Raw genomic sequence first — 23,592 nt, 5'->3', positions numbered from 1 at the left:
GCGGCTCAGTCCTTTCGTTCATCCAAAATTCTCTTCAATTCTTCAATATCTTCCCGGGACAACTTTTCATCCTGCAAAAAATTGACCAACATCGGGCGCAGAGTTCCACCGTAGATCCGCTTCAGAAAGGATCGTGTCTCCGATTGGACACATTCCTCTTCCCTCACCAGCGGATAATATGAATACACCCTACCTGTCTGGTTATAACCAATAGCCCGCTTCTCTGTCAGACGCTTAATCAACGTCCGTACCGTCTTTGGGTTCCAGTCCCTGCTGCCTTCTAGTGCTTCAACAATCTCACCTGCAGTGCGCGGGGCACTTGCCCACAGCACCTTCATCACTTCCCACTCGGCATCCGAAATCCTTGGAGTTTCCTTAGACATAATACTATCCACCATTCTTTCCTGGCATGACTACATTTGTAATCCAATATCCAAAATATACAAGTCAGCTTCGTTTATGTCAACCCCAAACTCCCTGTTCACACACGGTATATGGACAATGTACACGTAGATTCATGGTCACGTACATTAATAGCAATAATACGGCTTATTAGTCAAAGATGACTTCAATGAGGTGGAACCTATGCCTATAAAAACAGGTAATCAATACATCGAACGAATCGACCGGCAAAAGATCAATATCTGGTACAGAGGAACACGTATTGAAGGTCCTTTATCCAAACACCCTGCCTTTCAGGGTCTCATACAAACACAAGCTGAAATGTATAACATGCAGTGTGATGAACGTTATTTGGCGCAGATGACCTTTCCTTCACCTGATACTGGAGATCCTGTTGGTTTATCTTTTCTTCCACCCAAAAATGCTGAAGATTTAGAACGCCGGAGAAAAATGATTGAACTCTGGTCCAATAGACATCATGGATTTTTAGGACGCTCCCCCGATTATATGAATACAGCCATTATGTCTCTCTTCACAGCTGCTGATATCCTTGAGGACCTTAATCCGAAATATGCTGAGAACCTCAGAAAATACTATGCCTACTGTCGTGATTATGACATTACCTTATCCCATGCCTTCATCCAGCCTCAAGCCAGCAAAATATCCGGCCAGATTGATGCTACAGAGGATTCTATCGCTGCTAAAGTCGTAGAAATCAATGATGAGGGGATGATTGTTACCGGTGCTTTTATGATGGCAACACAGGGAGCTACCTGCGATGAAATGCTTGTATTCCCGACTCCCTCACCCTCACTTGTGGATGATGATAATCCCTTTGCGTTTGCCTTTGCGGTGCCTAATGATCTGCCTGGAATGACTTTTTTTTGCCGTGAAAGCTACGCTGCCTCATCTACTTACGACCATCCGTTAAGTTCAAGATATGAAGAAATGGATACCCTTGTTATCTTTGACCGTGTACTTATCCCTCATGATCGTATATTTTATTATGGCGATGAGATGTACTGTTCCCGATTATTCGGCGAGAGTAATTTTCATACGCATATGGCCCACCAAATTGTCACCCGCTATATTGCAAAAACCGAGTTTTTTCTTGGTATGCTAGAGTCTTTGGCTGAAGAACAAAACGCTGTCCTTGAGTCCTACACGATTCTGCCTATTTCCAGAATATTAACCTATTTAGAAACATTCAAAGCCTTAAGACTTGCAGCGGAAATAGGGGCTTCGCTCGACAAATTTGGATATCTCGTTCCAGACAAGGGACCACTATTGGCTTCAACCATTCACTTTTCAGAGTTTTATCCAGAAATGGTTGAAATGGTTCAAAACCTCAGTTCAAGCGGTCTCATCATGATCCCCTCTGAAGCCGACTTTACATCAAGCGCTGGTTCTTATCTTTATGAGTATTTGAAGGGGAATGTCTCGGATGCATGGTATCGAAATGCCTTATTCCGGCTGGCGTGGGAACTAGGAGCGGGTGCATTCGGAGGTCGTCAAACCCAGTTCGAGCGGTTATTTTTCGGCAACTCCCAAACGGTGGCCTGGCGTATGTACAACAGCTATGATAATCACGAATATTTCCGTCAAATCGTTCACGATTTTATTGCCCCCGATACCCCCTTGCCTAAGTCAACAACGGATGGAATTTCCAATTAATAAAGAGTTGCAAAGGCTTATAATGATGTGTTTTAGGATTGATTAAGAGACTGCTTTCGTTCTCTTTCAGTCCTTTTTGAGCTCTATTCACAATCAAAATTATGAAGAACTAGATGCTTTTTCATACCTTCACTGGACAATTCTGTAATAAGTTGTTTATAGTTTATTAGCATTAGGAAGTGATTTGCTAGCTTAGGAGGGAACAATGAACTATGGGCCATATCATAGTCGTAGAAGATGAACGTGCAATCAGTGACTTAATTACTATGAATCTAAAATTAGTCGGACATACCTATAGCAAGGCTTATCGCGGGCTGGAGGTTATTGAACTGCTGGAACGTGAAAAGGCCGATTTAATTCTGCTCGATATAATGCTGCCCGAACTGGATGGTTTTGAGATCATGCAGCGGATTGCTCACTTACAAATTCCGGTGATTCTAATCACCGCTAAAGATTCACTGGCTGATCGCATCAAGGGCTTTGAGCTGGGCGCCGATGATTATATTATTAAACCTTTTGAAATCCTTGAATTGTTGGCAAGAATCAATGTGGTGTTACGCAGGAGTGAAAAAGGCACTTCCAATTTTCTTTGTGAAAACGTTGAGGTACGTTATCTTGAGAGGCTTGTCATGGTGGATCAACTACCCGTAGATTTAACCGCTAGGGAATTTGAGCTTCTTGAAGTCCTTATCCGCAACAGAAACATTGCTTTATCAAGGGAAAAGTTGCTGGAATTAGCTTGGGGCTATGATTTTGAAGGAGATACCCGTACCGTAGATGTACACATCAGGCAGCTGCGCAAAAAACTAGGCTGGGAAGAACGAATTAAAACCGTATTTAAGCTTGGTTACCGCTTGGAAGTTCAGGTCTAGTATGAGATTCTGGCATAAAATTCTGCTGTCAGTCCTCGCCTTCTTCATCGTCGCCCTAGATGTGAGTGTAATAATGATTATGAAAAAAAGCTGGCAGCTGAACATGGACAGCGAAATGCAGCGTGCTTCAAGCGAACAGCTATTAATTGCAAACAACATTTATGAAAATCTTGAATCAATTCAGACCCGTGGGGCCACACTTACCTCTACTTTAATCTCCAGCGTGGCTCAATCCTATGGTGAATTTTATCATAAGCAGGGAATCGGACTACAGCTCTGGGAGAATGACCAGCTGGTTTATCCAAATGCCGGAGTCCCATCAGTCTCAACACCGGAATCACATTCTATTCAACTCTCTACTGAGCTCCCTGCTCCCTATCAAGCTTTGACGATCGTTTATCAACGTGATATCAGTGACCTGTATGCTAAGCAGCATGAGCTGAACCGTTTTTTTGTAATGATTAACTGGATTATCGGTCCAATTCTGCTCCTATTACTCTACTTGCTGATCCGGCAGTTGACCAAACCACTTAAACAGCTTTCAAAGACTACAAAAACGATCGCTGAAGGCAAATATACCGAGCGTGTGCAGTTGCGCAGTAAAGATGAATTTGGTGAGTTAGCCCTGAACTTTAACCGAATGGCAAACGCAGTGGAACAGCACGTGATCGAACTGTCTAATATGGCCGATGAAAAGCAGAGAATGGTAGATAACCTCGCCCACGAACTGCGCACACCTTTAACCAGTATGCAGGGATTTGCTGAATTTCTGACTTCCGCGAATATAGGCCAGGAAGAACAGCAGATGGCTGGTCAATATATCCTTAGTGAAACCTTACGCCTGAAGAATTTAGCCTTCAAACTGCTGGATTTGTCCGTCCTACGGCATCATCCTCTGACTCTGAAACAAGTAGACATATCAGATTTGTTCAAATCGGTTAAACAGATTGTGCAGCTTAAATTGGACGAAGCAGGCATCAAACTAGAAATGGATTATTCGATCCCTGCGGTTTGGGGTGATCATGATCTGCTAGCTTCCTTCTTGGTTAACCTTGTCGAAAATTCCATTCATGCATCTCCGCAAGGGAGCACCATCCGCTTGCTTGCCTATGCATTGCAAAATGAAGCCATATTGGAAGTATGTGATTCGGGATTTGGGATGACCCCGGAACAGAGCGCGCGTGTTTTTGAACCCTTTTATCGAGGTGAAAAATCGCGCACACGCGAATACGGGGGTGCGGGTCTTGGTTTATCTTTATGCAAGCAAATCGCAGATGCACATCAAGCCAGAATTTCACTGAATTCTACTTTAGGTCAAGGAACAAGTATCCGCATCTTTTTACAACTCCATAACATCTGTTCACCTACTCTATAACATCTATAGTTTAAGGTTAGGAAGATTCAGCATCATCCGAAGCAAATGGAGGTTATTCAAGTGAATAACAAAAAATTCCCCACTGCTTTAGCTGTACTCCTGTTCTCGGGGAGTCTGCTAATCGTCAGTGCAGTCATTCAAAACACCACCCATTTAGCTTTAACCAGCATCAAAACCCCAGGGGTGAAGTTGGAAGCACCCACGCGGGTGTCCACAGAGAATGACGATCTACAACCGCAGACGAGCCCTAAAGAAATACAACAAATTAACAATTTCATAGACATGGCTGGTAATGAGACTTCTGTATCCAAACGGAACACTGTTACACCGCCTGCTGTAGGGCATTTGAGTCAAAGCGATACCGTTGCTCTCGCTGCTTCAAGCGTTCGCAAATTATTCGAAGTGGACATGGGAAAGCTGCAGATGCGGGTTATTCTGAGTGATACCCGAACCTCGCTGCCGTGGACATGGGCTGTACATTTCAGTCCATATAACGCCAAGACCCTAGAAGGGCAAGGTAAGGAATTCTGGGAATACGATGTACTAATTGATCCCATAAACGGTATGGTAGTGAATACGACCGCGATTAATAATTCTCTGAAAAGAACACCAATTAGCCCTTCTGCTGCCAGCGCCATCTATAAAGATGCTAGTTGGATCAATACGGCCATTACTATCCTTACAGATAAACAAAAAGAAAGCCGAAAAATTGTTACAGCAACACTAATCAACACTGAAACCAATGATAAACGCGGCATGGTCGCTGTTCAGATGATGCTGGAAGATGGCAGCAGCTACACGGCAGAAATGCGTTATCCTGATCAAAGTCTGCGCTGCCTTACCTACGAGACTGCTCAAGTAGTGAAATAAATCAAAAATAGAATCAGCTCTTCACTAATCCTACTTTTATGTCGATAATTTATAATACATGGAAAAGTATGGAGGAGCATATGAACACTAATCGCAGAACCGAACCTTTTCGATATACCCTTAAAGAACCTGTAACATTTGATCTTCATATTCTTACTATTAACGGCATCCAGGTTCCTTCCAAGCCTGTAAGGGCTGTATTGTTCGACATCAGTCGATCGGGTTGCCACTTATCGTTACCCCTCAATATCAACCCAGAAAATAACCTAGTACGCATTGGCATGGAAATGAATCTTACGGATGAATCTATGTACATAGAAGGAATATTGAAATGGAACAAAGAACAACAAGGCAGTTTCCACTACGGCATTCAGTTGGACATCCCTGAGAATGACGGTGAACGACTCCCAAGGGTACTTCGCATACTTGCTGGAGAAGGCAAAATATTAGTTCGTTAAGATAACAAAAAAAGAGTAGTTTTAATCTAAAAAAGCAACAACCCCGCGTTTTCATGCAGGGTTGTTGCTTTTTAGCTATTGCGATCCAAACTTATTGTTGTAATCCGAAATTACAGACTAACATTTCCTGAATTTTATTCTTGAGGCACATCCCGTTCAGGGGATGCTGCTACAGCTTTTTCTTTCTCCAGTACCTCTCTTAAATCATCCTGAATTCTGCGATTCCATAAGGGAACCCCTGAGCGATAAGCAGCTCTACCTGTCAAATGCGCAGATAAAGGTGAGGTCATAAATACAAAGACAATCCCCAGTAGCAGCTTAGCACTTATATGATCTAGAAAAAATGCAAAATATAGAAAGGCCCCGCTCAGAACACATAAAACACCAAGGGTTGCACTTTTAGCAGCGGCATGCGATCTCAGATAAACATCAGGCAGCCGAATCAGTCCATAAGCACTTACAGCACTAAGCAATGCCCCCATCAGAATTAACAAAGCAAACAGCAATTCACCGACTGTCTTGATCGTTTCCATGTTCTAGCACCACTCCCCTTTCGATGTATCTGGCAAATGCCGTCGTGCCGATAAAGGAAAGAATGCCTATTAACAAAATAATTTCGATAAAAGCCTGCGTTCGGAGTAAAACAGAAAGAACGGCTACCATGGCTAACAGATTAATTCCAATCGTATCCAGTGCTGCTACCCGGTCAGGCAAAGAAGGTCCCTTCAACAAACGCCAGGCGCATACACCAATCGCCAGCGCCATAATCGTAAGCGAGAGCATAAGAATAAAATGGATCATTAACGGGTCACCTCCAATATCGCACGCTCAAAGGTGTCACGGATATTCGCTCTGAACTGTGCGGGATCATCAACATCCATGGCATGAATATACAAAGTCCGGTTATCATCCGATACTTCAAGTACCACAGATCCGGGAGTAAGGCAGAGCAATGTGATCAAAGTAGCCACTTCCCAATCCGATTTCAGCTCTGTAGTATATTTCAAGATTGCTGGACGTATATTAAGCTCCGGTCTCAGAACGGCTTTTACCACTACATAACTTGAAACGACCAGTTCCCGCAGCAGCAAAAGGATTAGCTTAATAATTGCCCACACTTTTCCTAGATATAATCTGGGCCAAAAACGTCGCATTCCGAGCAAAATGAGGATACCGATCAAGAAACCAATGACGAAACGTGGCCCAGTCCAGTCATTGTGCAGGAACATCCACAGGAATGCTATCATGAAATTCAATAATAGTTGAAAAGCCATAGTATCACTCCTTCATGACAGCGTTAATGTATAGTGCTGGATCAGCCAGTACGGCTCCGGCTTGACTCACAAAACCGTTTACCGTCTCCGCACCTACACCCATCAGAATTACAATCACGAACAGAACAGCCGCCGGTGCCATCATGGCTTTATAATGAAGCGGTTTGACTTGTTCCTCCCTTTTCTCGCCACCCCAGAATACTTGCTGGAATACCTTGATCAAGGAATATAACACTACAAAGCTGGATGCAAGTGCAATCAGCGCCAGAGCCACGTGATTCTCTCCAAATCCACTACGCACCATCATCACTTTTCCAGCGAAACCACTAAGGGGTGGAACACCAACCAATGCCAAAGTCAGTACAAAAAACATCCAGCCGGTCCACGGATAACGTCGGATCAAACCACCCATTTCTTTTAATCGGTCGGTGCCCGAAGCTGAGATAATCATCCCACCCAGGAAAAATAATAATGCTTTGGCAACCATGTCATGCATTAAATAAAACACTACACCATTTAACGAATCCTGAGTCGCGACAGAGATCCCAAAAGCAATAAATCCTACACTGATGATGATATTATAATTAAATATTCGGCCCAGATCGTTGTAAGCCAATGCCCCGATTGCCCCAAGTATCATTGTCGCCCCCGCCATCCAGGCAATCAATGTATGGGTGAGTCCCGGTTCTTGAATAAAAATCAAAGTAAAGGTACGTGTAATTGCATACAATCCGACCTTGGTTAACAAAGCCCCAAACAGGGCTCTAACAGCCAATGGCGGTGCACTATAGGAATCGGGAAGCCAGAAAAAGAGCAGCAAACCTGCCTTAATCGAAAATACAATTAGCAGCAGGACCGCAATGACGTTCATTACACCGCCTTGTCCCGCCTCTGCTACACGCATAGATAAATGCGCCATATTCAGTGTGCCTGTCGCAGCATATAAATAAGCAATCGTCGCCACAAACAAGGAAGAGGAAATCACATTAATTAATACATACTTTAATGTCTCTCGCAGTTGACCCTTGGACCCACCAAGTACGATCAAAGCGTAAGAAGCAACTAACAGCACCTCAAAGCAGACAAACAAGTTAAACAGGTCCCCGGTGAGGAAAGAGCCAAAAACCCCGGTTAATAAAAAATGGAAAAACGGGTAGTAATAAAACCGTTCTCTGTCTTCCCCAATGCTAGCGAAGGAAAAAAACAGACAAGCTGCACCAACAATGGCCGCTGTCAACACGAGCAATGCCGAAAACATATCGGCAACAAACACAATGCCATAAGGTGGACGCCATCCCCCCATATATAAGGTCTGGATACCGTTTGTATTTACCTGATACACAATGAATCCTGCAACAAAGATATTTAAAAACACACTGACGGCACTTATGATTCGTTGCAGACGTACTCGTTCTTTCAGAAAAATGAGTATAACTGCCGTAATGGCCGGAATCAGCAGAGGCAGCACTAACAAGTTGTTCATCGTCTCTCCTCCTTGGTTCCTTCCACATCATCGGTACCCGTCGAGCGGTAAGTCCGGTATGCCAAAACAATAAAAAATGCTGTTACTCCAAAGCTAATTACAATAGAGGTCAAAATGAGCGCCTGCGGCAAAGGATCGACATAAGCTTCCGCTTCCTCACCCAGCAATGGTGCAGCACCTGTCTTGAGGCCAGACATTGTCAGTAACAACAAATGAACGCCGTGCGTTATTAAAGTGGTTCCCAGAAGGATACGCAGCAAGCTTTTGGAAAGAACTAGATAAACACCTACGGAAAACAGTACACCGATCGCCAGGGCAATAATAAGCTCCATTAGCTATCCCTCCCGATCGTAAATATGATATTCATAGTGACACCAATAACAGCTAAGAAAACACCGAGATCAAAGAACATTGCTGTGGTCAGTTCTGTTTTGCCCATAAGTGGCAGTTGGAAATAGCCAAACGCTTGGCTCAGAAAAGGTACATCGAATAAAAACGAACCTATTCCTGTAAGAAAAGCTACAGATACCCCTATCGCGATTAACTTACGGTAGTCGATAGGCAATACCTTCTCAACCATATCAATCCCAAAAGTAATGGCGAGTAGTACCAATGCGGCTGATGCCATCAATGCTCCAATAAATCCGCCTCCCGGATTATTATGTCCGGCGAAAAACAGATAAAGCGAAAATATTAGTATCATAACGAAGGCTACTTTAGCTACCGCTTGTAGTAACACATCATCACTTACAGAAGAACGTGGTTTATTATCCTTCACAGCCCGCTTCAGTGGGGCAATAGTTCCATCCGTATCCAACTGCAGTTTGATCATGGAATAAATAGCAAGTGAGGCAAGGCCAAGCACTGTAATTTCAAACATGGTATCAAAGCCGCGGAAATCAACGAGCAGAACATTAACAATATTTTTACCGCCACCCAAGGTATAGCTATTCTCCACATAATATTTCGAGATGGATTCGAACGGACTACTGCCTAAAGCAGCAAGTGCAACCAATGTCATGGTTATTCCCATCCCGATGGAAATAATTAGCTTAGGCAAGCGGGACCGAAGTTTGAACGGTTCTTTCTCCAGCTTAGGCAAATGCCGAAAACATAGCAGGAACAATGTAACGGATACTACTTCGACAATCATCTGCGTAAGCGCCAGATCAGGTGCCCGGAACAGAACAAAGAGTAAAGTAACCATATAACCAACCATTCCTGTTAACAAAATGGCTGTGATTCTGGAACGTACAAATGGGATAGCCAAAGCGCCCACAAGCATAACCATAACAACAATAACTTCAAACAACGAAAACGGAGCATATTCAGTTGTCCCAAGCGTAATTCCATCGGTATACCACACGGCTCCACCAATGGCTACGATCAGGAAAGCGAAGATATACATCAAGTAATGGCGCATGGAACCTGTCATATAGGTGCCAGTCAACGCCCTAGACGATTTCTCGACCAGCCGGATTACTCCGTCATAGACTTGATTTAAAGTGTAGCCACTGCCCCATTCTTTATCGACCAGACTCCAGCGGCCATAGATTCGGTATACAATAATACCAAGAATCACAACACCAAGTGTCATCCATATTTCTGGTGTAAAGCCGTGCCAGAAATGAATATTCACAACAAAGGGTTCTCCGGTCTGCAAGATTGGGTGAATAGCATTCATTGCAGGGATAATAAGTGTATTGGATAATATATTCGGGAAAAAACCGATAAATATAGACAGCACTGCTAGCAGGCACGGGGCAAGCAGAAGTCCAAATGGGGCTTCATGCGGTTTTTTGTCCAGCTTCTCAGGCTGATATTTTCCGAAAAAGGTGTGAAAAACCAAAATCATACTGTATGCAAAAGTAAACACGCTGGCAATCCAGGCCAAAACCGGGAAGAGCGTAAACAACGAGGGAACAGACAATATATCCAGGTTTCGGATATTCAGAACAGCTGTAAAAAACATTTCTTTACTTAAAAACCCGGAAAATGGCGGCAAACCAGCCATCGAGAAACTGCCGATCATCGCTACCGTAAAGGTAACCGGCATAATGGAAATCAGTCCGCCCAACTTCCGCAGGTCGCGGGTACCCGTCTCATGGTCAACTATACCGACCATCATAAACAAAGAGCCTTTAAAGATGGCATGGTTAATAAGGTGAAAGATAGCCGCTGTTGTTGCAGCAGTGTAAAAGACTGAATCTCCCCCTACATAAAATGCCGCTGCCGATCCCATTCCCAGCAATCCCATAATCAGTCCAAGTTGACTAATCGTTGAATAGGCTAATAGAGCCTTCAGGTCCGTCTGCTTCATCGCCTGGATAGAGCCATAAATCAAGGTGATCAAACCGACGCCTGACACAACCCAGAACCACTCATATTGCCCCGCAAAAACAGGGCTGAAACGGGCGACAAGATACAATCCAGCTTTAACCATCGTTGCCGAGTGAAGATAGGCGCTAACGGGTGTAGGTGCCTCCATGGCATCTGGCAGCCAGATATGAAACGGGAACTGCGCTGATTTGGTGAAGGCGCCTAAAAGAATTAGTAGCATCGCCGGAATAAATAAAGCATGCCCGCTAATATCGCCAACCTCACTCCAAATTTCCCGGATACTAAAGGTGCCTGTCATTACATAAAGCATTAAAAAGCCGGCAAACATCGCTAAACCACCAAATACGGTAATCAACATAGATTTGAGAGCACCATACCGCGATTTTTGCCGCCGATGCCAAAAGGCAATTAACAGAAATGACGAAACACTTGTTAATTCCCAAAAGCCGTATAACACCATCAAGTTATCCGAGAGCACAACGCCAAGCATCGCCCCCATAAACAACATTAGATAAATATAAAAAGGGGTTAACGCTTCTTTTCGCCGGTCAAGATAATAAATTGAATAGATAATTACAAGACTACCCATCCCAGTGATTAGCAAAGCAAACAACAAACTTAATCCATCCAGATGGAAAACCAAATCAATTCCTAGTGAAGGAATCCATGAAATGGTTTCATATCCCAAATCTCCACCCTTAATAACGGGAATCCGGGTTAAGAAATAAACAAACAAAACGAGTGAACCAGGGAAAACAAGCCATCCTCTATGAAGGTTGGGTGCTCTCTTGGACAAAAGTGCGATTACTAAGGCCATTAGAAACGGAACAAGTATGATTACATGCAGCAAAGGCAGTCCTCCTTTTCCACTTGAGCTTATCAAGTTGTGAACTTTAGTACTTACTTTTTCACCAAAAGCCAAAGATCATATGATTGGTAGGGCCTTATATACAAGGCCCCAATGTTGATAAGGGCAAGCCCGATTATAAAGAATCGGTCAATGTGCCATCACAAATATGCAGATATCTAGCCTTTCCATCTTCCTGCTCAATTCTGAATAAACCGTTCTCAAATTCTGTGTGTAGTTCGTGAAAGAACTTTCCCTTAAGCGAATACTCTCCCTGAGGTTCATCACTGAGCTGATATTCAGCCCCGTTTTTGACCAGGTAGGCGATAACGCCTTCCTCATGGGTTTCTTCCAACCCGGCGCGCATCCGCTGCACAGCCACGACATGCAGATCCATCATTTTCATTTTACCAATGAGTTCATTGATGAAATTACGTTTGGTAAGCTCCTGCCACCGAGTTTGAGCAGATTGTCCAATGACGATCTGTGTAACCTCATTCTCTTCAGCAACTTCTACAATAATATCTGTTGTTTTTCGGCCTTCACGTTTCCGAATGATAAACTCTGCGCCAGCTTCATCGGCAAGACGTTTCCAGACCGTCATATACATTTCTTTGCTCTGATTATATTCATCAATATCCGAACTATCGACATTTAATACAAACAATGGCGCCCCTATAATTTCAGATAGTTGGACACCACGCCGGATTAAACGCTCCCCATGCGGACCATAATGAACACAAACCATAATCTTTTCATTGTGTATGACCTTCACCCTCCTGTAACATGGCCAAGAAATACAAAAGGAGCCCACTGGCGTTAGGCCCCTTGCGTATTACTAAAACCCGATAAGTTATACTTAATTATATCTATTCCTATGTTTTTTGTAAAGTTTGATGGTTATCATGGAACATATTTCTTTTTAATGCTTGTATCATGCCCTTCTTTTGCAGGTGTCATTCAATGCATTTTATACATTCCTTTACAGGAATATTCCTGTCATGGTATATTAAAATTAATATTACAAACAGGAAATAACAAAAAGGAGGCGCTATAGAGCCGTTTAACCATGGTGCGTCATAATAGAGCGAATGAATTTAATGAATCGAAGTGATCCTCGTTTATGAATACTAACGTTATGAGTGCCTTAGCTGAGCCCCACCGCATGCAGATCGTTGAACTATTACGGGTTAATCCCTTAACCGTTGGGGAGATTGCAGAAAGTCTTCAGCTACGGCAGCCTCAAGCGTCCAAGCATTTGCGCGTCCTTAGTGAAGCGGGCTTAATTGAAGTTCAAGCTGTTGCTAACAAGCGCATTTGCAAGCTACGTCCTGATCCATTTAAGGAAATAGACGATTGGTTAGACTCCTACCGCCATATATGGGAAGAACGATATGATCGACTGGATGATTATTTGCAAAAGCTACAGAGCAATGAAAACAATAAAAAATCATAGTCTCAGGCTGAAATTGGCAGGAAGCATACAAATTTGAGGAGGATCTATCCCATGACAAATTCTAACCCGTCCAACCAAGTGGTATCCAAAATTGTTGATGGCAACACATTAGTATTAGAGCGCGTATTCCAAGCTCCACGTGAACTTGTATTCAAAGCTTTTTCTGAGGCTGAGCATTTGAAGCACTGGTGGGGTCCAAAAGGTTGGACGCTTCCCGTATGTAATGTCGATTTCCGTCCAGGGGGTACTTGGCATTATTGCATGAAGTGCGAGGATAAGAATCAAGGTGATTTCTACGGTATGGAGTCTTGGGGCAAGGCATTGTATAAGGAAATTACAGTCCCAGAACAAGTCATTTATACAGATGGGTTCTCAGATGCAGAGGGTAATATTTCAAAAGATTTGCCTGAGACGCTTGTCCAACTAGATTTTATCGACCTGGATGGTCAAACGAAGCTGGTGAATACCGGTAAATACTCTTCTCCGGAAGCCTTGCAACAAGTTATTGATATGGGGATGTTAGAGGGGATTTCCCAAACCTTCGACAATTTGGATGCCCATCTCGAGAATTTACAGAAGAATAACTAGAGCAGCTATGTGCTAGCCATGACCCTTTTCATCGATAAATAGGACGAAGCAAGGCTACTCTCTCCCGCTCGTCCTATTATGTTTATTTTGCAGGAAATAAGAACCTGATACTATTCGGAAAATATTGCAGGAAAAACATGTCATTATGCGTGCCCAGCGGATCCGTCTCAAACTTCACACGCTGATCAGCTTCATCAATCTTCTCTTTTAAAATATCATAAGCACGTTTGCTGTTAGGCACCATGTCCTTCTGGACATTTGTCTTGTGGATACCTTCCTGTTCACCAACATACATATAAATTCTGCATTCCCTATCTAGTCTTGAATTCTCCATGAAATGAATGAAATCTTTAAACCATACAGACGCAGATATGAATATAAAATTTCCAAAAATAGCTTCAGTCTTGTACATTGCGTACAGACTTATTAATCCACCTAGTGAAACACCACCCAAAGCCAATTTCTTCGGCTCGTTAGAGATGCGATAGAAGCTTTTGATATAGGGTACAAGATCCTGATAGACGTAATTCAAATAATCATCGCCCTTGCCCCCAAAGGACCAATCCTTAAAAAGAGCAGGCATTTCCCAAGGTGTATATTCATCATTCCGCAGTTGAGAATCAATCCCGATAAAAATAACCGGCTCTGTTACTCCCTCTTCCACATCTTTCTCTATAGCTATAATCGCCTCTTTGAACAAAAAATCTCCATCCTGTAAGAAAACCGCTGGAAATATCCGCTCCGGAAATAGATGATATTCTTTCGGTAAATACACGGTAATCTGACGATCTATATGTTCAAAAAGCACAAGCTCGCCTGCCCTAATTTGCGTCATATCCCCACTCCTTAACAGTTCAGCACTCGAAACGCTCTACTCATAATCGTTGGCACTACAGAAGCGTGATTTTCATTGGGTGCGACATAGTGCTCAACCTCTAAATTAGGCAGAGCATATTCATTCATTTTTGAAAATAATAATGCTGCGTCATCGACCATAAACGACTCTTCACTCCCTACGGTAATCAATAACTTTTGTTTATCGGTCATCTTCACTTGTCCATTGTTATAGAACCGCTCCGCATACGTCAGGATTTCATGATCATTCCACCAAATGGATGGACTAGAGGCCAAATAATACTGGAATAGCTTCGCACGAGTGAATAACGTCCAGAGGACAAATAAACCGCTGAGAGAGTGACCAAACAAGGCTTGTTTATGCTGATCCACATTATATTTCTTGTTGATTGCTGGCATTAACTCTAATTCTAAAAAAGCTAAAAACTTCTCAGCCCCACCATGTGGTCCTATGTCAGCATTTTTCAATCGATCCGGATATACATACTGCTTCGCAGGAGGTGTAAAATCATAAAATCTTCTTTTAGAGACCTCTTCATCTGAACCATAATGTCCAATGCCAATCACAATTGCTGGTGCAATAAAAGTTTTTGGGGCATTTCTTGACTGCAGTTTTACGACATCCCGACCTAATTGAAAATATGAATTACCATCGAGCATGTAATATACTGGAAAGCCCTTTTCTGGTGCTGCTTCTCTGGGAAGAGAAACCTTTATATCGTACGTGTAACCCATATACTGAGATTCAAGTTTCCATGATTCTGTGTGTTCGAGCTCTACTTGTGTTGTCATTTTTTCTGTACACTCTCCCCTACACTCTTGACTTGGCTAATAAATATAAGAAATATGGAATACCAATAATCGAAACGACTATACCCACGGGTAACTCTGCCGGCTGAAATATTGTTTTGGCAAAATAATCTGAGATCACCAGCAAAAACATCCCAACCACTGCACTGGATAACATAATATAGCGGTGATTAATTCCTACTAATCGTCTGGCGATATGAGGAGCCATCAAGCCTATAAAACTTATAGAACCGGATACAGATACACAAACACTTACAATCCCCACACTGCATAACAGAAAGATCAGCTTTTCTTTTTCTACGGAGATCCCCAAGCTTTTTGTACTGGAATCCTCCAATTGAAAATAATTGAGTAAATAGCTTTTTCGATACATTACAAATCCTAAAATAAGCACCCAAGGTGCGATCATAATGATATAAGTCCAGTTCGCGCTATAAATACTTCCGACACTCCAAACCGCAGCCATTTCATAATCACTTGCATTCATTTTCAGAGAAATATACAACGACAACGCACCAAAACCACTACTAATCGCGATCCCTGTCAAAATCAAGCGTTGCATATCGAGTGCACCATTCCGCCAAGAGAAAATAAAGATAATCACAACTGCGGCAAGCCCACCTACAAAACCAAACAGCGGCATGGCTAGTATCGAGAACCAGCTTTCTTTGAAAAAAGTAACTCCCGACATCTGAAAGAAAAACATAAACGCGACAATGGCAGCTCCAGCGCCTGCATTAATCCCAAGGATCCCTGGATCAGCCAGCCCGTTACGGGTAATTCCTTGAATGACAGTTCCCGCCATCCCCAGACCTATTCCTACTAATGAGGCAATAATGATCCGTGGTAACCGAAACTGAAAAATAACCAGGTCAAATTTAGGGTTAGGATCTATTCGCAGCAGCGTTTTTATCACATCCATTACAGACATATCAAACACGCCATTCGTAAGATGAAAATACCCCGCCACAAGGGTTAACAGGATAAAAACTAATAGTGTCAGCATATAGCGGCTAAACTGTATTTTACTTCTATCCACGCTGCTCTCCCCCTTTAACCCGAATTAAATAAAGGAAGAACGGGATTCCAATAAAGGCTGTTACAACACCGATTGGCGTCTCAAACGGAAAGTTAATATAACGGCTTAAGACATCGCATAACGCTAAAAAAACAGCTCCAATCACCGCTGAGCAAGGAATGATAAAGCGATAGTCTATACCTACGATAAAACGTGTAATATGAGGAATGATTAGGCCCACAAAGGCTATCTTGCCAACTAAAGCTACTGCTGTCCCGGTCAGACATACAACAGATATAATACTGACAATTTTCACCCATTTTGTTCGTTGACCCAAGCTAATCGCCGTTTCATCCCCTAGGGAAGCAACCATTACTGATTTAGAAATACTAACCGCCAAGAGCAGTCCAACGATTATAAAAGGAATCGATAATATTAGCATATCTGGATTAACGGTATGTATTTTCGAGCTATACCAAACGCTAACATTTTGTGAGACTTGAAAAAACATCGCTACTGCTGAGGCGATACTACTTAAAAAAGTACCAATTACAGTCCCAATAATAGCTAACCTGACTGGTGATAAACCGTTTTTGACCAAGGAACCAAATCCGAAAACCAAACCCGCTCCGATGGCTGAACCCACCATGGATAAAATAATCATCTGAACATTCGATAATCCCGGATAAAACACCATAGCCAACGTAATAACAAATGCCGATCCGTCATTTACTCCCATAATCGATGGTGATGCAAGATAGTTACGTGTAACCCCCTGCATTAACGCCCCTGAAACAGCCAGAGCCGCTCCAACTAATAAAGCGGCGATTACACGCGGAAATCTAGATGTCATAATAATGTTGTGGTCCACATTATTAGCATCGAAGTGTGTAATCGCCTGCCATATTGTCAATATTCCAATATCTTTAACACCATATAAGACGGATACAACAATTGCTAATACGATGAATAATGGAGAAGTTGATAGGATCAATATAACTTTCCAATTTTTTGTATTCATTTTATTCATCGCACCTTTGGTTTTACTTCAACAGGTTTTCAATTGCTGCATCCAGGAATCTTACTTTAGACCAAGCCGTTCCACCTTGTGCCAACGGATCAATTGCATTTACAAACACATGATTATTTTTGACAGCAGTAACGCTTTTGAAGATCGGATTCTTGAGCAAATCATCAAGTGCTGTTGCATTATCAGTATTCTCACTAGTCTCAAACTGCAAGAAAATATAGTCCGGATTAATATCCGCCAAAGCTTCTAATGAAAGCTCTGCTTGTGCCTCTGTAGAGGAGATCACCTCAGGAATGGCAGCGCCCAGATCTTCATAAATAACCGGATTCAAATAAACGCCAGCAGGATATACACACATACTGCCTTGACGAATACGAATGACTAGAATGGATTGATCTTTCAGCTTTTCTCCGATTTCAGCCTTAGCATCAGCGGCTTTAGATTCATAATCGCTAATAATCTTTTCCGCATCTGCCGTCTTACCGGATAATTGACCTAATAAGAGCAAGTTATCTTTCCAGTTCGTTGAAATATGTGAATAAGGAATCATCGTTTGAATTTTATTAAGTGCGCCGGCTACATCTTCCCCAAACTTGGAAGACCCTAAGATAACATCTGGATCCAGTTGCAGAATCGCTTCATTACTTGGAGCAAATTTATCCCCCACTAAGGATGCACCCGCTAGCTCTGTTGACAGATAACCTGGAATAGCATCAGCTATCGCAAGTACACCTACAGGTTTCACTCCCAGTATGGCAGCATCTTCCATAGATTCGAGACTTGCTGCTACAATATTATTAATCTCTGCAGGCACGACATAATCCTTGCCCAAATATGTAACGGTTTGTTCAGTGGCAACTGCCTCCTGAGCCGCATTTCCTTTGTTATTTGCTGTTCCTTCTGCTGCTACTGCAGCATTATTTGTGCTTTTTTCTGAAGCTGTCTTATCCTTCTCATTGTTACCGCAAGCTGCCAAACTCAAAGCTAAAACTGCTGATACCCCAGCTAATAAATATTTTTTCTGATTCATATTCAATCTCCCCATCTATATTTTATTTATCATTCTTCAAACCAAAGTGATGATAATGAGAATCGTTATCATATTAAATCATATGAGAATAATTATCAATACTTTTCTTTGAATATATGAAATCTTATAGTTTAACAGATGCGTAGAAATATTAATGAGCATGCAGAAGAACCCGCACCAAATGCGGGTTCTTCTGCACTAAATATGAGTTAAATTTTTAATGAACGTTATAAAACTCAGATAAGTCACGGAACAACAATCCGCACTCCTCTAGTCTATTAAGTTCCTCATTCACATCAGTGATCAAATTGCTTTCTCTCTCATGGGCTGTATTGATTAGCCACGGTTGTCCTTGTTTTAGAAAACAAAGATCATCAGGCAGCCTGGTCTGTACCCACGAGTACAAGCTGGTGGAATAGGATAAAAGAATATCGACCGCTTCAGGTGAACAATGAAAAAAATAAACATCTGCATAATGCCCCATAAGCCGAGTCCCCGGCCAATAGTCATCTTTTATGACCTTTTTGAGAAATGGTTGCAGCTGTTCAAGCAGTTCAAATCCTTCTGGCTCCAACTCCATCTGATCACGTTTTACTAGAATAAATTCATCACATACTTCCATAGCTACCTGTACCAGCGTCTTGTAGGTCTGACCCGTTGGTTCCTGCAAAATAGTATGAATAATAATGTCCTCCCTCTACTTATTTGTATTATTCAAATATTCTTTATGCATCCTACCCCAGCCACACATGCTATCCAACACTGTAATTAGCGATTTTCCATGTTCTGAAATACTATATTCTACCCTCAAAGGAAGCTCATGATAACTCACCCGGTCGATAAGCTGATCCTCTTCAAGCTCCCGTAATTGTTTAGCTAACGTACCTTGGGAAACATCAGGGATGATCCGTCTAAGTTCCCCAAATCTTTTTGTGCCATCTATCAATAAAATAAATAAAATGAGCGGCTTCCACTTTCCACCGATCTTTTCAAGTGTTGTAAGAACCCCAGTCAATCTCGGCTCCAGCAAATCCATGTGATCCCCTCTTTCGATAGTTATATAACTATATGTTCGAACCAGCTAGTACGAAAAATCGTACCTAGTACGAAAAAAGTGCGTACTGTGCAGGTTATATTTTATAGCTAATAATAAAAAACAGAACTTAATAAGTCCAATTAACTATGAACGGAGAAGATAAATATGTCCACTATTTCATTAAAAAACCAGCGTATCGTCATTATCGGAGGAAGCTCCGGAATAGGGCTTGCGACTGCCAAACAAGCGGTTGAACAAGGCGCAGCTGTCATAATCGCTGGGCGTTCACAAGATAAATTAGAGAATGCTCAACAGCTTCTGGGATTCGATTCTGTTGAAATTCATTCACTAGATAATCAAAATGAACAGGACTTGAAAGCTTTCTTTGAAAAAATCGGCGCATTTGACCATTTGTTCACTCCGGGAGCCTCCTATGTTAGAGGACCGATTACTTCGAGCTTAGGGGTTGCTCACAATTGCTTTAATGCAAAGTTCTGGCCGCAATATAATGCTGTAAAGCATGCTATCCCTTTTATCAACCCTACAGGCTCCATTGTTCTTATGTCCGGCGCATTCAGCCAACGTCCACTTGCAGACGGTGCCTCCTATGCAGCTTGTAACGGCGCGATTGAAAGTCTGGGAAAAGCATTAGCAGTAGAATTGGCTCCGATTCGGGTAAATGTCATCTCCCCCGGAACCATTCATACCAACTTTAATTGGGAAGGCGCAGAACAGGAAACTAGAGACAAGGCTTACGACGAATATACGAATATCAATCTCCTTGGCAGGGTTGGCCATGCCGACGAAGCAGCACATACAACGATTTATTTGATGACCAATGGCTATACAACAGGAAGTACTTTATTTCCGGATGGGGGATATATTTTGCGATAAAAAACAGCTGACTCAATAAGTAAGAATTTCTACTTATTGAGTTAGCTTCTTTTAGTTTAAAGAATTAGGGAAGAATTCCTTGATTATCAGCCAGGGGATCCGTTTCCCTTAGTTAAGATCATAGTAAATTCAAATAAGGAGCATAACCTCATTTGATTATGAACTCCAATGACTACTTCGTATTAAAGGTTATACTTATGGAATCCTCCTGAATCTCCTTAATTGTATATATACCGATTTTTTCAGCAGCGCTCACTAGCGCTGAGATATACTCAGGAGTTGAATTTAATTTCCGAGCAGAGGGCTTCAGATTAATGGAGAACTCCTCCCCATGCTCGTCAACATCAAGAGATTTCACATAAACTTTAAATACCTTTACATAATGCTCATAGTTAACTAAATGTTCTTCAGTAACACCTTGAAATGAAACATTTACTTTCAAGGATTCCGGCTTCAGGAAGCTCACCTTACCTGCCTTGTCTAACTGCCCTACTTCAGGATTCAACACTTGATATTCAACTCCGTCAAGGATTGTAAAATCCATCCCATTATCCATAGTAACTAGTAAATTAAGACGCACATCGATAGCTTCTGGTCCGATTAATGTCAGATAGTCGCTAACTTCATGCTTGATCGTTTGTCCAGCCTCTTTCCCGGCGAACATAATCAATGGACTATGTACACGTCTATTCCATGACTTCTCTTCATGTGTACCCAAAGGGTCCATCTGAAAGAATAGGTCCTTCCCTAATACAAATCCCTTCGACTTTAGTACCGTCACAAGCGGATCAATTGGCATTCCTTCGGTTACACCCATGTCGAGCCAAATCTTCAATGCAGGCTTCCCGGACTCTTTCGCCAACTCATCCAATATACGCCCATTGCTTACCCAAGTGGCAGGGGATAAAGCCCCTATCGCTGAGAAGGTCTCCGGGTGCTGATACCCCATCCATAATGCCTGAACAGCACCGAATGACGATCCCATGATCATCCGGTGATCCCGATCGGGAATGGTCCGGTAAGCGCCATCCACATAGGGAATAACTGTATTGATAAAATATTGGGTAAATTCGGCTGCACTCGCTCCATCCGAAGGAATAGACTGATCCGGAAATGGAACATACTCCATTCCCCGTTCTGATCCATCACTTGAAGCGACTCCTATCACGATAACCTTCTCCATGGTTCCATCAGCAACAAGCTGATCAATGATCTCCTCAACTCTCCATTCTTTGCCTAAAGAGCTGGTATTTGTGTTAAAAATATTCTGCCCATCGTGCATATACACAACAGGATAACGCTCACTGTCAGCTTCATACCCTGCAGGTAAATAAACAAATATTCTCCGCTCACCTAGATTCTCTATGTGCACAGTACCTTTTGCCGCCCCCACATTGGTTGGGTTCTCCGATGCATTAGAAGTATTGCTTATCGTTGGATTGGGGGTTGGTGATGTAGCAACTTTTTCATTTACATTTCCGTTACTGGAACATCCCGAAAGCGCTAACAAAACTAATACTGCAAATCCCCAAAACCTCCATCTAAATAATCCATTTGAATGCATAGAACCCCTCCTGATTTTTGTTCAAACGTTTTCACAGCTCTCATTATACAGGATTTATATGGGATAATGAACATTTTTTCACAAGTTGGGGGAGCGTTATAGTAAGCTCTAAACCAAGTACATCCTGGGACATACAAACCAACTCCGACAACGTCCAAACAACCCGAAGAACGGTTTACGGATCGCTCCGTGAGGGCTACAATTTGTAGCATTGCCATAGCAGGCAGGAATAGGGCATATTTTTATAACATCATTCAAAGGCATAAAGGAATAGGAAAAGCCTGCTTGGAGTTCCCAAAGAGATGATTGTTGAAGACTAACTGATCTCTAACCTGATACACGCGCCTATGAATGAACATATAAATCTATATAATTTGTGCGATTACACTCCAGCGACAAGTGATGCATGGAGAGTTGAGTTGACGGGGGGGCAATGTGTAAAAGCGTTCGAGTTTAATTGTATTTCATACAACTATAATCAAACAGAACGCTCGATCACTGGATATAAGTGTATTTCGTGCAGCTATTTTCTGAAATTACTCCCTTATAAGTGGATTCTCTAGTTTTTAGTTGTATAAAGTGCAGTTAAAGTCAGGATTATTCTTTTGGCACTCGAAATAACTGCACAAAGTACAGCTATTTCGCAGATTCCTTCTACTTCCGACGCAAAAAAATCAAAGAAGCAATCAGACAACCTCCACTAGCTCATCATTTGCAAAAGCAAACCTCCCCGCAGACCAAAAACACCAGACAGTGATTCTCCACGAACTGAAGGATCACTGTCTGGTGTTTTATTCAGATTCAGAAAGGGTTGTTGTTTTGAGACAATCTCTTCTTTCCAATTAGTACTGTTGTCTTTCCTCGTAGGATACGAACAGCATTCTACGTTGCACATCCATAAGCATACGAATCACCCAACTTGCTAACAAGGCAACAACAAATCCAGCTACTACATAGGAGATATATTGTTGGGATAATGTCCAGTCGATCTGGAACAAAGCAAACACACTATTCTCTAAAATGTTCAAATCCATGGTTTGCAAGAAAATCTGGTGCAGCACAGGTAGTGTAATCAGGCCCAGTGCAGCCGCTACTACAGTTACTGTTATTGAAAAGAATATAATGCTGGATACGAATCGACCCATAATCAGCATGACGTTACGGGCAAACTTCGCTCCATGAAAACCTAACTTCATTCGTTGCAGAAAGCCCGCTCCCTCCAGCTGCATTTCCGATCTGGCCTCTTCACTAGGTCTAGGAATATCTAACAATGATCTGACCAGCTCTTGCTCAAATTGTACGATGTAATCCAATCCCTTAGCTACTGCAAAAAACAAAGGAATTCCGATGAATATTGGGGTTAACACAATGGATAACGTCAGCCCTGTCACCATAAACACGAAATATACAATCGTAAGCGGCAAAGAGATTAAGAAGTATAAAATACTCCGATATGTCTTTGGACTTGCTCCACGTTTGCGCGTTTTAGATTGGGGTTGGGATTCTGCTGGAATATGCATGGAATCAAGAGCTCCCATCGGCATAGAGTATAACTTATCATTCATTTCTATTGTCCTTCCTCTCACGTTTTTCAATTAATCTCATTATACGTGGGAAAGAGAAGGCTCAAAACAGTCTTGGGGCTGGAGTCATACCAGACTAAAGGCTAGGATTTATCGCTTCAAGGCGCATAATTGACCGGTTTTATGATTTTGC

The 23,592-nt window shown here is 42.3% G+C and carries 25 protein-coding genes; 8 read left to right on the top strand and 17 right to left on the bottom strand.

The features are described from left to right. Positions 1–5 precede the first annotated feature (5 nt). Positions 6–383 carry a BlaI/MecI/CopY family transcriptional regulator gene (locus MKX34_RS13840; protein WP_038570550.1) on the bottom strand — a complete coding sequence of 126 codons (378 nt, stop codon included), beginning with the start codon at positions 381–383 and terminating at the stop codon, positions 6–8. 202 nt (positions 384–585) lie between these two features. Here MKX34_RS13840 and MKX34_RS13835 point away from each other — a divergent pair, with 202 nt between their 5' ends. The 5 genes from MKX34_RS13835 to MKX34_RS13815 all read left to right on the top strand — a co-directional run bounded on the left by MKX34_RS13835 (position 586) and on the right by MKX34_RS13815 (position 5,651). Continuing rightward, positions 586–2,076 carry a 4-hydroxyphenylacetate 3-hydroxylase N-terminal domain-containing protein gene (locus MKX34_RS13835; RefSeq protein ID WP_076297744.1) on the top strand — a complete coding sequence of 497 codons (1,491 nt, stop codon included), beginning with the start codon at positions 586–588 and terminating at the stop codon, positions 2,074–2,076. Positions 2,077–2,288: 212 nt separating this feature from the next. Further along, positions 2,289–2,948 (top strand): response regulator transcription factor, encoded by a 660-nt coding sequence (locus MKX34_RS13830; protein ID WP_036686413.1) that lies wholly within the window; start codon positions 2,289–2,291, stop codon positions 2,946–2,948. A gap of 61 nt (positions 2,949–3,009) precedes the next feature. Beyond that, positions 3,010–4,323, top strand: coding sequence for a HAMP domain-containing sensor histidine kinase (locus MKX34_RS13825; RefSeq protein ID WP_339205239.1), 1,314 nt, complete (start codon positions 3,010–3,012; stop codon positions 4,321–4,323). A 60-nt stretch (positions 4,324–4,383) separates the two neighbouring features. Then, entirely contained in the window at positions 4,384–5,193 is an 810-nt protein-coding gene (locus MKX34_RS13820; protein ID WP_076297743.1) for a hypothetical protein, read from the top strand. A gap of 80 nt (positions 5,194–5,273) precedes the next feature. Then, the gene (locus tag MKX34_RS13815) at positions 5,274–5,651 is read left to right on the top strand and encodes a PilZ domain-containing protein (protein ID WP_036686410.1); all 378 of its coding nucleotides are present in this window, start codon (positions 5,274–5,276) and stop codon (positions 5,649–5,651) included. A gap of 134 nt (positions 5,652–5,785) precedes the next feature. Here the strand turns inward: MKX34_RS13815 and mnhG are convergent, their stop codons facing one another. From mnhG to MKX34_RS13780, 7 genes are all read right to left on the bottom strand, one after another. Further along, positions 5,786–6,184 (bottom strand): monovalent cation/H(+) antiporter subunit G, encoded by a 399-nt coding sequence (mnhG, locus tag MKX34_RS13810; protein ID WP_036686408.1) that lies wholly within the window; start codon positions 6,182–6,184, stop codon positions 5,786–5,788. Continuing rightward, complete coding sequence (locus MKX34_RS13805; protein ID WP_036686407.1) at positions 6,159–6,452, bottom strand: Na(+)/H(+) antiporter subunit F1; 294 nt, start codon at positions 6,450–6,452, stop codon at positions 6,159–6,161. The genes mnhG and MKX34_RS13805 overlap by 26 nt, the downstream gene beginning before the upstream one ends. Then, positions 6,452–6,925, bottom strand: a complete 474-nt coding sequence (locus MKX34_RS13800) for a Na+/H+ antiporter subunit E (RefSeq protein WP_076101747.1) — start codon at positions 6,923–6,925, stop codon at positions 6,452–6,454. The genes MKX34_RS13805 and MKX34_RS13800 overlap by 1 nt, the downstream gene beginning before the upstream one ends. Before the next feature lie 4 nt (positions 6,926–6,929). After that, on the bottom strand, positions 6,930–8,408 hold the full coding sequence (locus tag MKX34_RS13795; RefSeq protein WP_076101745.1) for a Na+/H+ antiporter subunit D: 1,479 nt from the start codon (positions 8,406–8,408) through the stop codon (positions 6,930–6,932). Beyond that, positions 8,405–8,740, bottom strand: a complete 336-nt coding sequence (locus MKX34_RS13790) for a Na(+)/H(+) antiporter subunit C (protein ID WP_036686402.1) — start codon at positions 8,738–8,740, stop codon at positions 8,405–8,407. Before MKX34_RS13790 ends, MKX34_RS13795 begins: the two co-directional genes overlap by 4 nt. Then, on the bottom strand, positions 8,740–11,604 hold the full coding sequence (locus tag MKX34_RS13785) for a Na+/H+ antiporter subunit A (protein WP_038574415.1): 2,865 nt from the start codon (positions 11,602–11,604) through the stop codon (positions 8,740–8,742). The genes MKX34_RS13790 and MKX34_RS13785 overlap by 1 nt, the downstream gene beginning before the upstream one ends. A gap of 127 nt (positions 11,605–11,731) precedes the next feature. Continuing rightward, entirely contained in the window at positions 11,732–12,370 is a 639-nt protein-coding gene (locus MKX34_RS13780; RefSeq protein WP_232061321.1) for a universal stress protein, read from the bottom strand. A gap of 348 nt (positions 12,371–12,718) precedes the next feature. Between MKX34_RS13780 and MKX34_RS13775 the strand changes: the two genes are divergently transcribed. After that, on the top strand, positions 12,719–13,051 hold the full coding sequence (locus tag MKX34_RS13775) for a metalloregulator ArsR/SmtB family transcription factor (RefSeq protein ID WP_036686399.1): 333 nt from the start codon (positions 12,719–12,721) through the stop codon (positions 13,049–13,051). Between the two features lie 51 nt (positions 13,052–13,102). Continuing rightward, the gene (locus tag MKX34_RS13770; RefSeq protein ID WP_038570543.1) at positions 13,103–13,639 is read left to right on the top strand and encodes an SRPBCC domain-containing protein; all 537 of its coding nucleotides are present in this window, start codon (positions 13,103–13,105) and stop codon (positions 13,637–13,639) included. A gap of 82 nt (positions 13,640–13,721) precedes the next feature. Here the strand turns inward: MKX34_RS13770 and MKX34_RS13765 are convergent, their stop codons facing one another. From MKX34_RS13765 to MKX34_RS13735, 7 genes are all read right to left on the bottom strand, one after another. Next, positions 13,722–14,474 carry an alpha/beta hydrolase-fold protein gene (locus MKX34_RS13765; RefSeq protein WP_076297742.1) on the bottom strand — a complete coding sequence of 251 codons (753 nt, stop codon included), beginning with the start codon at positions 14,472–14,474 and terminating at the stop codon, positions 13,722–13,724. Positions 14,475–14,485: 11 nt separating this feature from the next. Then, complete coding sequence (locus tag MKX34_RS13760) at positions 14,486–15,286, bottom strand: alpha/beta hydrolase-fold protein (protein ID WP_076297741.1); 801 nt, start codon at positions 15,284–15,286, stop codon at positions 14,486–14,488. 19 nt (positions 15,287–15,305) lie between these two features. After that, positions 15,306–16,310 (bottom strand): iron ABC transporter permease, encoded by a 1,005-nt coding sequence (locus MKX34_RS13755; RefSeq protein WP_076104305.1) that lies wholly within the window; start codon positions 16,308–16,310, stop codon positions 15,306–15,308. A gap of 25 nt (positions 16,311–16,335) precedes the next feature. Next, complete coding sequence (locus MKX34_RS13750) at positions 16,336–17,352, bottom strand: iron ABC transporter permease (protein WP_076273844.1); 1,017 nt, start codon at positions 17,350–17,352, stop codon at positions 16,336–16,338. Between the two features lie 13 nt (positions 17,353–17,365). After that, complete coding sequence (locus tag MKX34_RS13745) at positions 17,366–18,382, bottom strand: ABC transporter substrate-binding protein (protein ID WP_076213058.1); 1,017 nt, start codon at positions 18,380–18,382, stop codon at positions 17,366–17,368. Between the two features lie 217 nt (positions 18,383–18,599). Then, on the bottom strand, positions 18,600–19,052 hold the full coding sequence (locus MKX34_RS13740) for a hypothetical protein (protein WP_081384098.1): 453 nt from the start codon (positions 19,050–19,052) through the stop codon (positions 18,600–18,602). A 27-nt stretch (positions 19,053–19,079) separates the two neighbouring features. Further along, positions 19,080–19,418 (bottom strand): winged helix-turn-helix transcriptional regulator, encoded by a 339-nt coding sequence (locus MKX34_RS13735; protein ID WP_036686390.1) that lies wholly within the window; start codon positions 19,416–19,418, stop codon positions 19,080–19,082. 165 nt (positions 19,419–19,583) lie between these two features. Between MKX34_RS13735 and MKX34_RS13730 the strand changes: the two genes are divergently transcribed. Then, positions 19,584–20,312, top strand: a complete 729-nt coding sequence (locus MKX34_RS13730) for an SDR family oxidoreductase (RefSeq protein ID WP_076141478.1) — start codon at positions 19,584–19,586, stop codon at positions 20,310–20,312. Positions 20,313–20,484: 172 nt separating this feature from the next. Here the strand turns inward: MKX34_RS13730 and MKX34_RS13725 are convergent, their stop codons facing one another. Both MKX34_RS13725 and MKX34_RS13720 read right to left on the bottom strand, forming a co-directional pair. Beyond that, complete coding sequence (locus MKX34_RS13725; RefSeq protein WP_036686387.1) at positions 20,485–21,876, bottom strand: alpha/beta hydrolase-fold protein; 1,392 nt, start codon at positions 21,874–21,876, stop codon at positions 20,485–20,487. 842 nt (positions 21,877–22,718) lie between these two features. Beyond that, the gene (locus tag MKX34_RS13720; protein ID WP_076297739.1) at positions 22,719–23,441 is read right to left on the bottom strand and encodes a sensor domain-containing protein; all 723 of its coding nucleotides are present in this window, start codon (positions 23,439–23,441) and stop codon (positions 22,719–22,721) included. Between the last annotated feature and the right edge of the window lie 151 nt (positions 23,442–23,592).

The organism is Paenibacillus sp. FSL R5-0636, assembly GCF_037974255.1.
Lineage (GTDB): Bacteria > Bacillota > Bacilli > Paenibacillales > Paenibacillaceae > Paenibacillus_AQ > Paenibacillus_AQ odorifer.
This window is presented reverse-complemented; position numbering and strand designations above follow the sequence as displayed.

Bases quoted from the DNA above. Each gene is read 5' to 3' on its own strand.
- MKX34_RS13760 (WP_076297741.1), bottom strand. From the start codon at position 15,286: ATGACAACACAAGTAGAGCTCGAACACACAGAATCATGGAAACTTGAA.
- MKX34_RS13770 (WP_038570543.1), top strand. From the start codon at position 13,103: ATGACAAATTCTAACCCGTCCAACCAAGTGGTATCCAAAATTGTTGAT.
- MKX34_RS13725 (WP_036686387.1), bottom strand. From the start codon at position 21,876: ATGCATTCAAATGGATTATTTAGATGGAGGTTTTGGGGATTTGCAGTA.
- MKX34_RS13805 (WP_036686407.1), bottom strand. From the start codon at position 6,452: ATGATCCATTTTATTCTTATGCTCTCGCTTACGATTATGGCGCTGGCG.
- MKX34_RS13745 (WP_076213058.1), bottom strand. From the start codon at position 18,382: ATGAATCAGAAAAAATATTTATTAGCTGGGGTATCAGCAGTTTTAGCT.
- MKX34_RS13790 (WP_036686402.1), bottom strand. From the start codon at position 8,740: ATGGAGCTTATTATTGCCCTGGCGATCGGTGTACTGTTTTCCGTAGGT.
- MKX34_RS13720 (WP_076297739.1), bottom strand. From the start codon at position 23,441: ATGAATGATAAGTTATACTCTATGCCGATGGGAGCTCTTGATTCCATG.
- MKX34_RS13840 (WP_038570550.1), bottom strand. From the start codon at position 383: ATGTCTAAGGAAACTCCAAGGATTTCGGATGCCGAGTGGGAAGTGATG.
- MKX34_RS13775 (WP_036686399.1), top strand. From the start codon at position 12,719: ATGAATACTAACGTTATGAGTGCCTTAGCTGAGCCCCACCGCATGCAG.
- MKX34_RS13800 (WP_076101747.1), bottom strand. From the start codon at position 6,925: ATGGCTTTTCAACTATTATTGAATTTCATGATAGCATTCCTGTGGATG.
- MKX34_RS13830 (WP_036686413.1), top strand. From the start codon at position 2,289: ATGGGCCATATCATAGTCGTAGAAGATGAACGTGCAATCAGTGACTTA.
- mnhG (WP_036686408.1), bottom strand. From the start codon at position 6,184: ATGGAAACGATCAAGACAGTCGGTGAATTGCTGTTTGCTTTGTTAATT.
- MKX34_RS13730 (WP_076141478.1), top strand. From the start codon at position 19,584: ATGTCCACTATTTCATTAAAAAACCAGCGTATCGTCATTATCGGAGGA.
- MKX34_RS13750 (WP_076273844.1), bottom strand. From the start codon at position 17,352: ATGAATAAAATGAATACAAAAAATTGGAAAGTTATATTGATCCTATCA.
- MKX34_RS13815 (WP_036686410.1), top strand. From the start codon at position 5,274: ATGAACACTAATCGCAGAACCGAACCTTTTCGATATACCCTTAAAGAA.
- MKX34_RS13755 (WP_076104305.1), bottom strand. From the start codon at position 16,310: ATGCTGACACTATTAGTTTTTATCCTGTTAACCCTTGTGGCGGGGTAT.
- MKX34_RS13795 (WP_076101745.1), bottom strand. From the start codon at position 8,408: ATGAACAACTTGTTAGTGCTGCCTCTGCTGATTCCGGCCATTACGGCA.
- MKX34_RS13765 (WP_076297742.1), bottom strand. From the start codon at position 14,474: ATGACGCAAATTAGGGCAGGCGAGCTTGTGCTTTTTGAACATATAGAT.
- MKX34_RS13735 (WP_036686390.1), bottom strand. From the start codon at position 19,418: ATGGATTTGCTGGAGCCGAGATTGACTGGGGTTCTTACAACACTTGAA.
- MKX34_RS13835 (WP_076297744.1), top strand. From the start codon at position 586: ATGCCTATAAAAACAGGTAATCAATACATCGAACGAATCGACCGGCAA.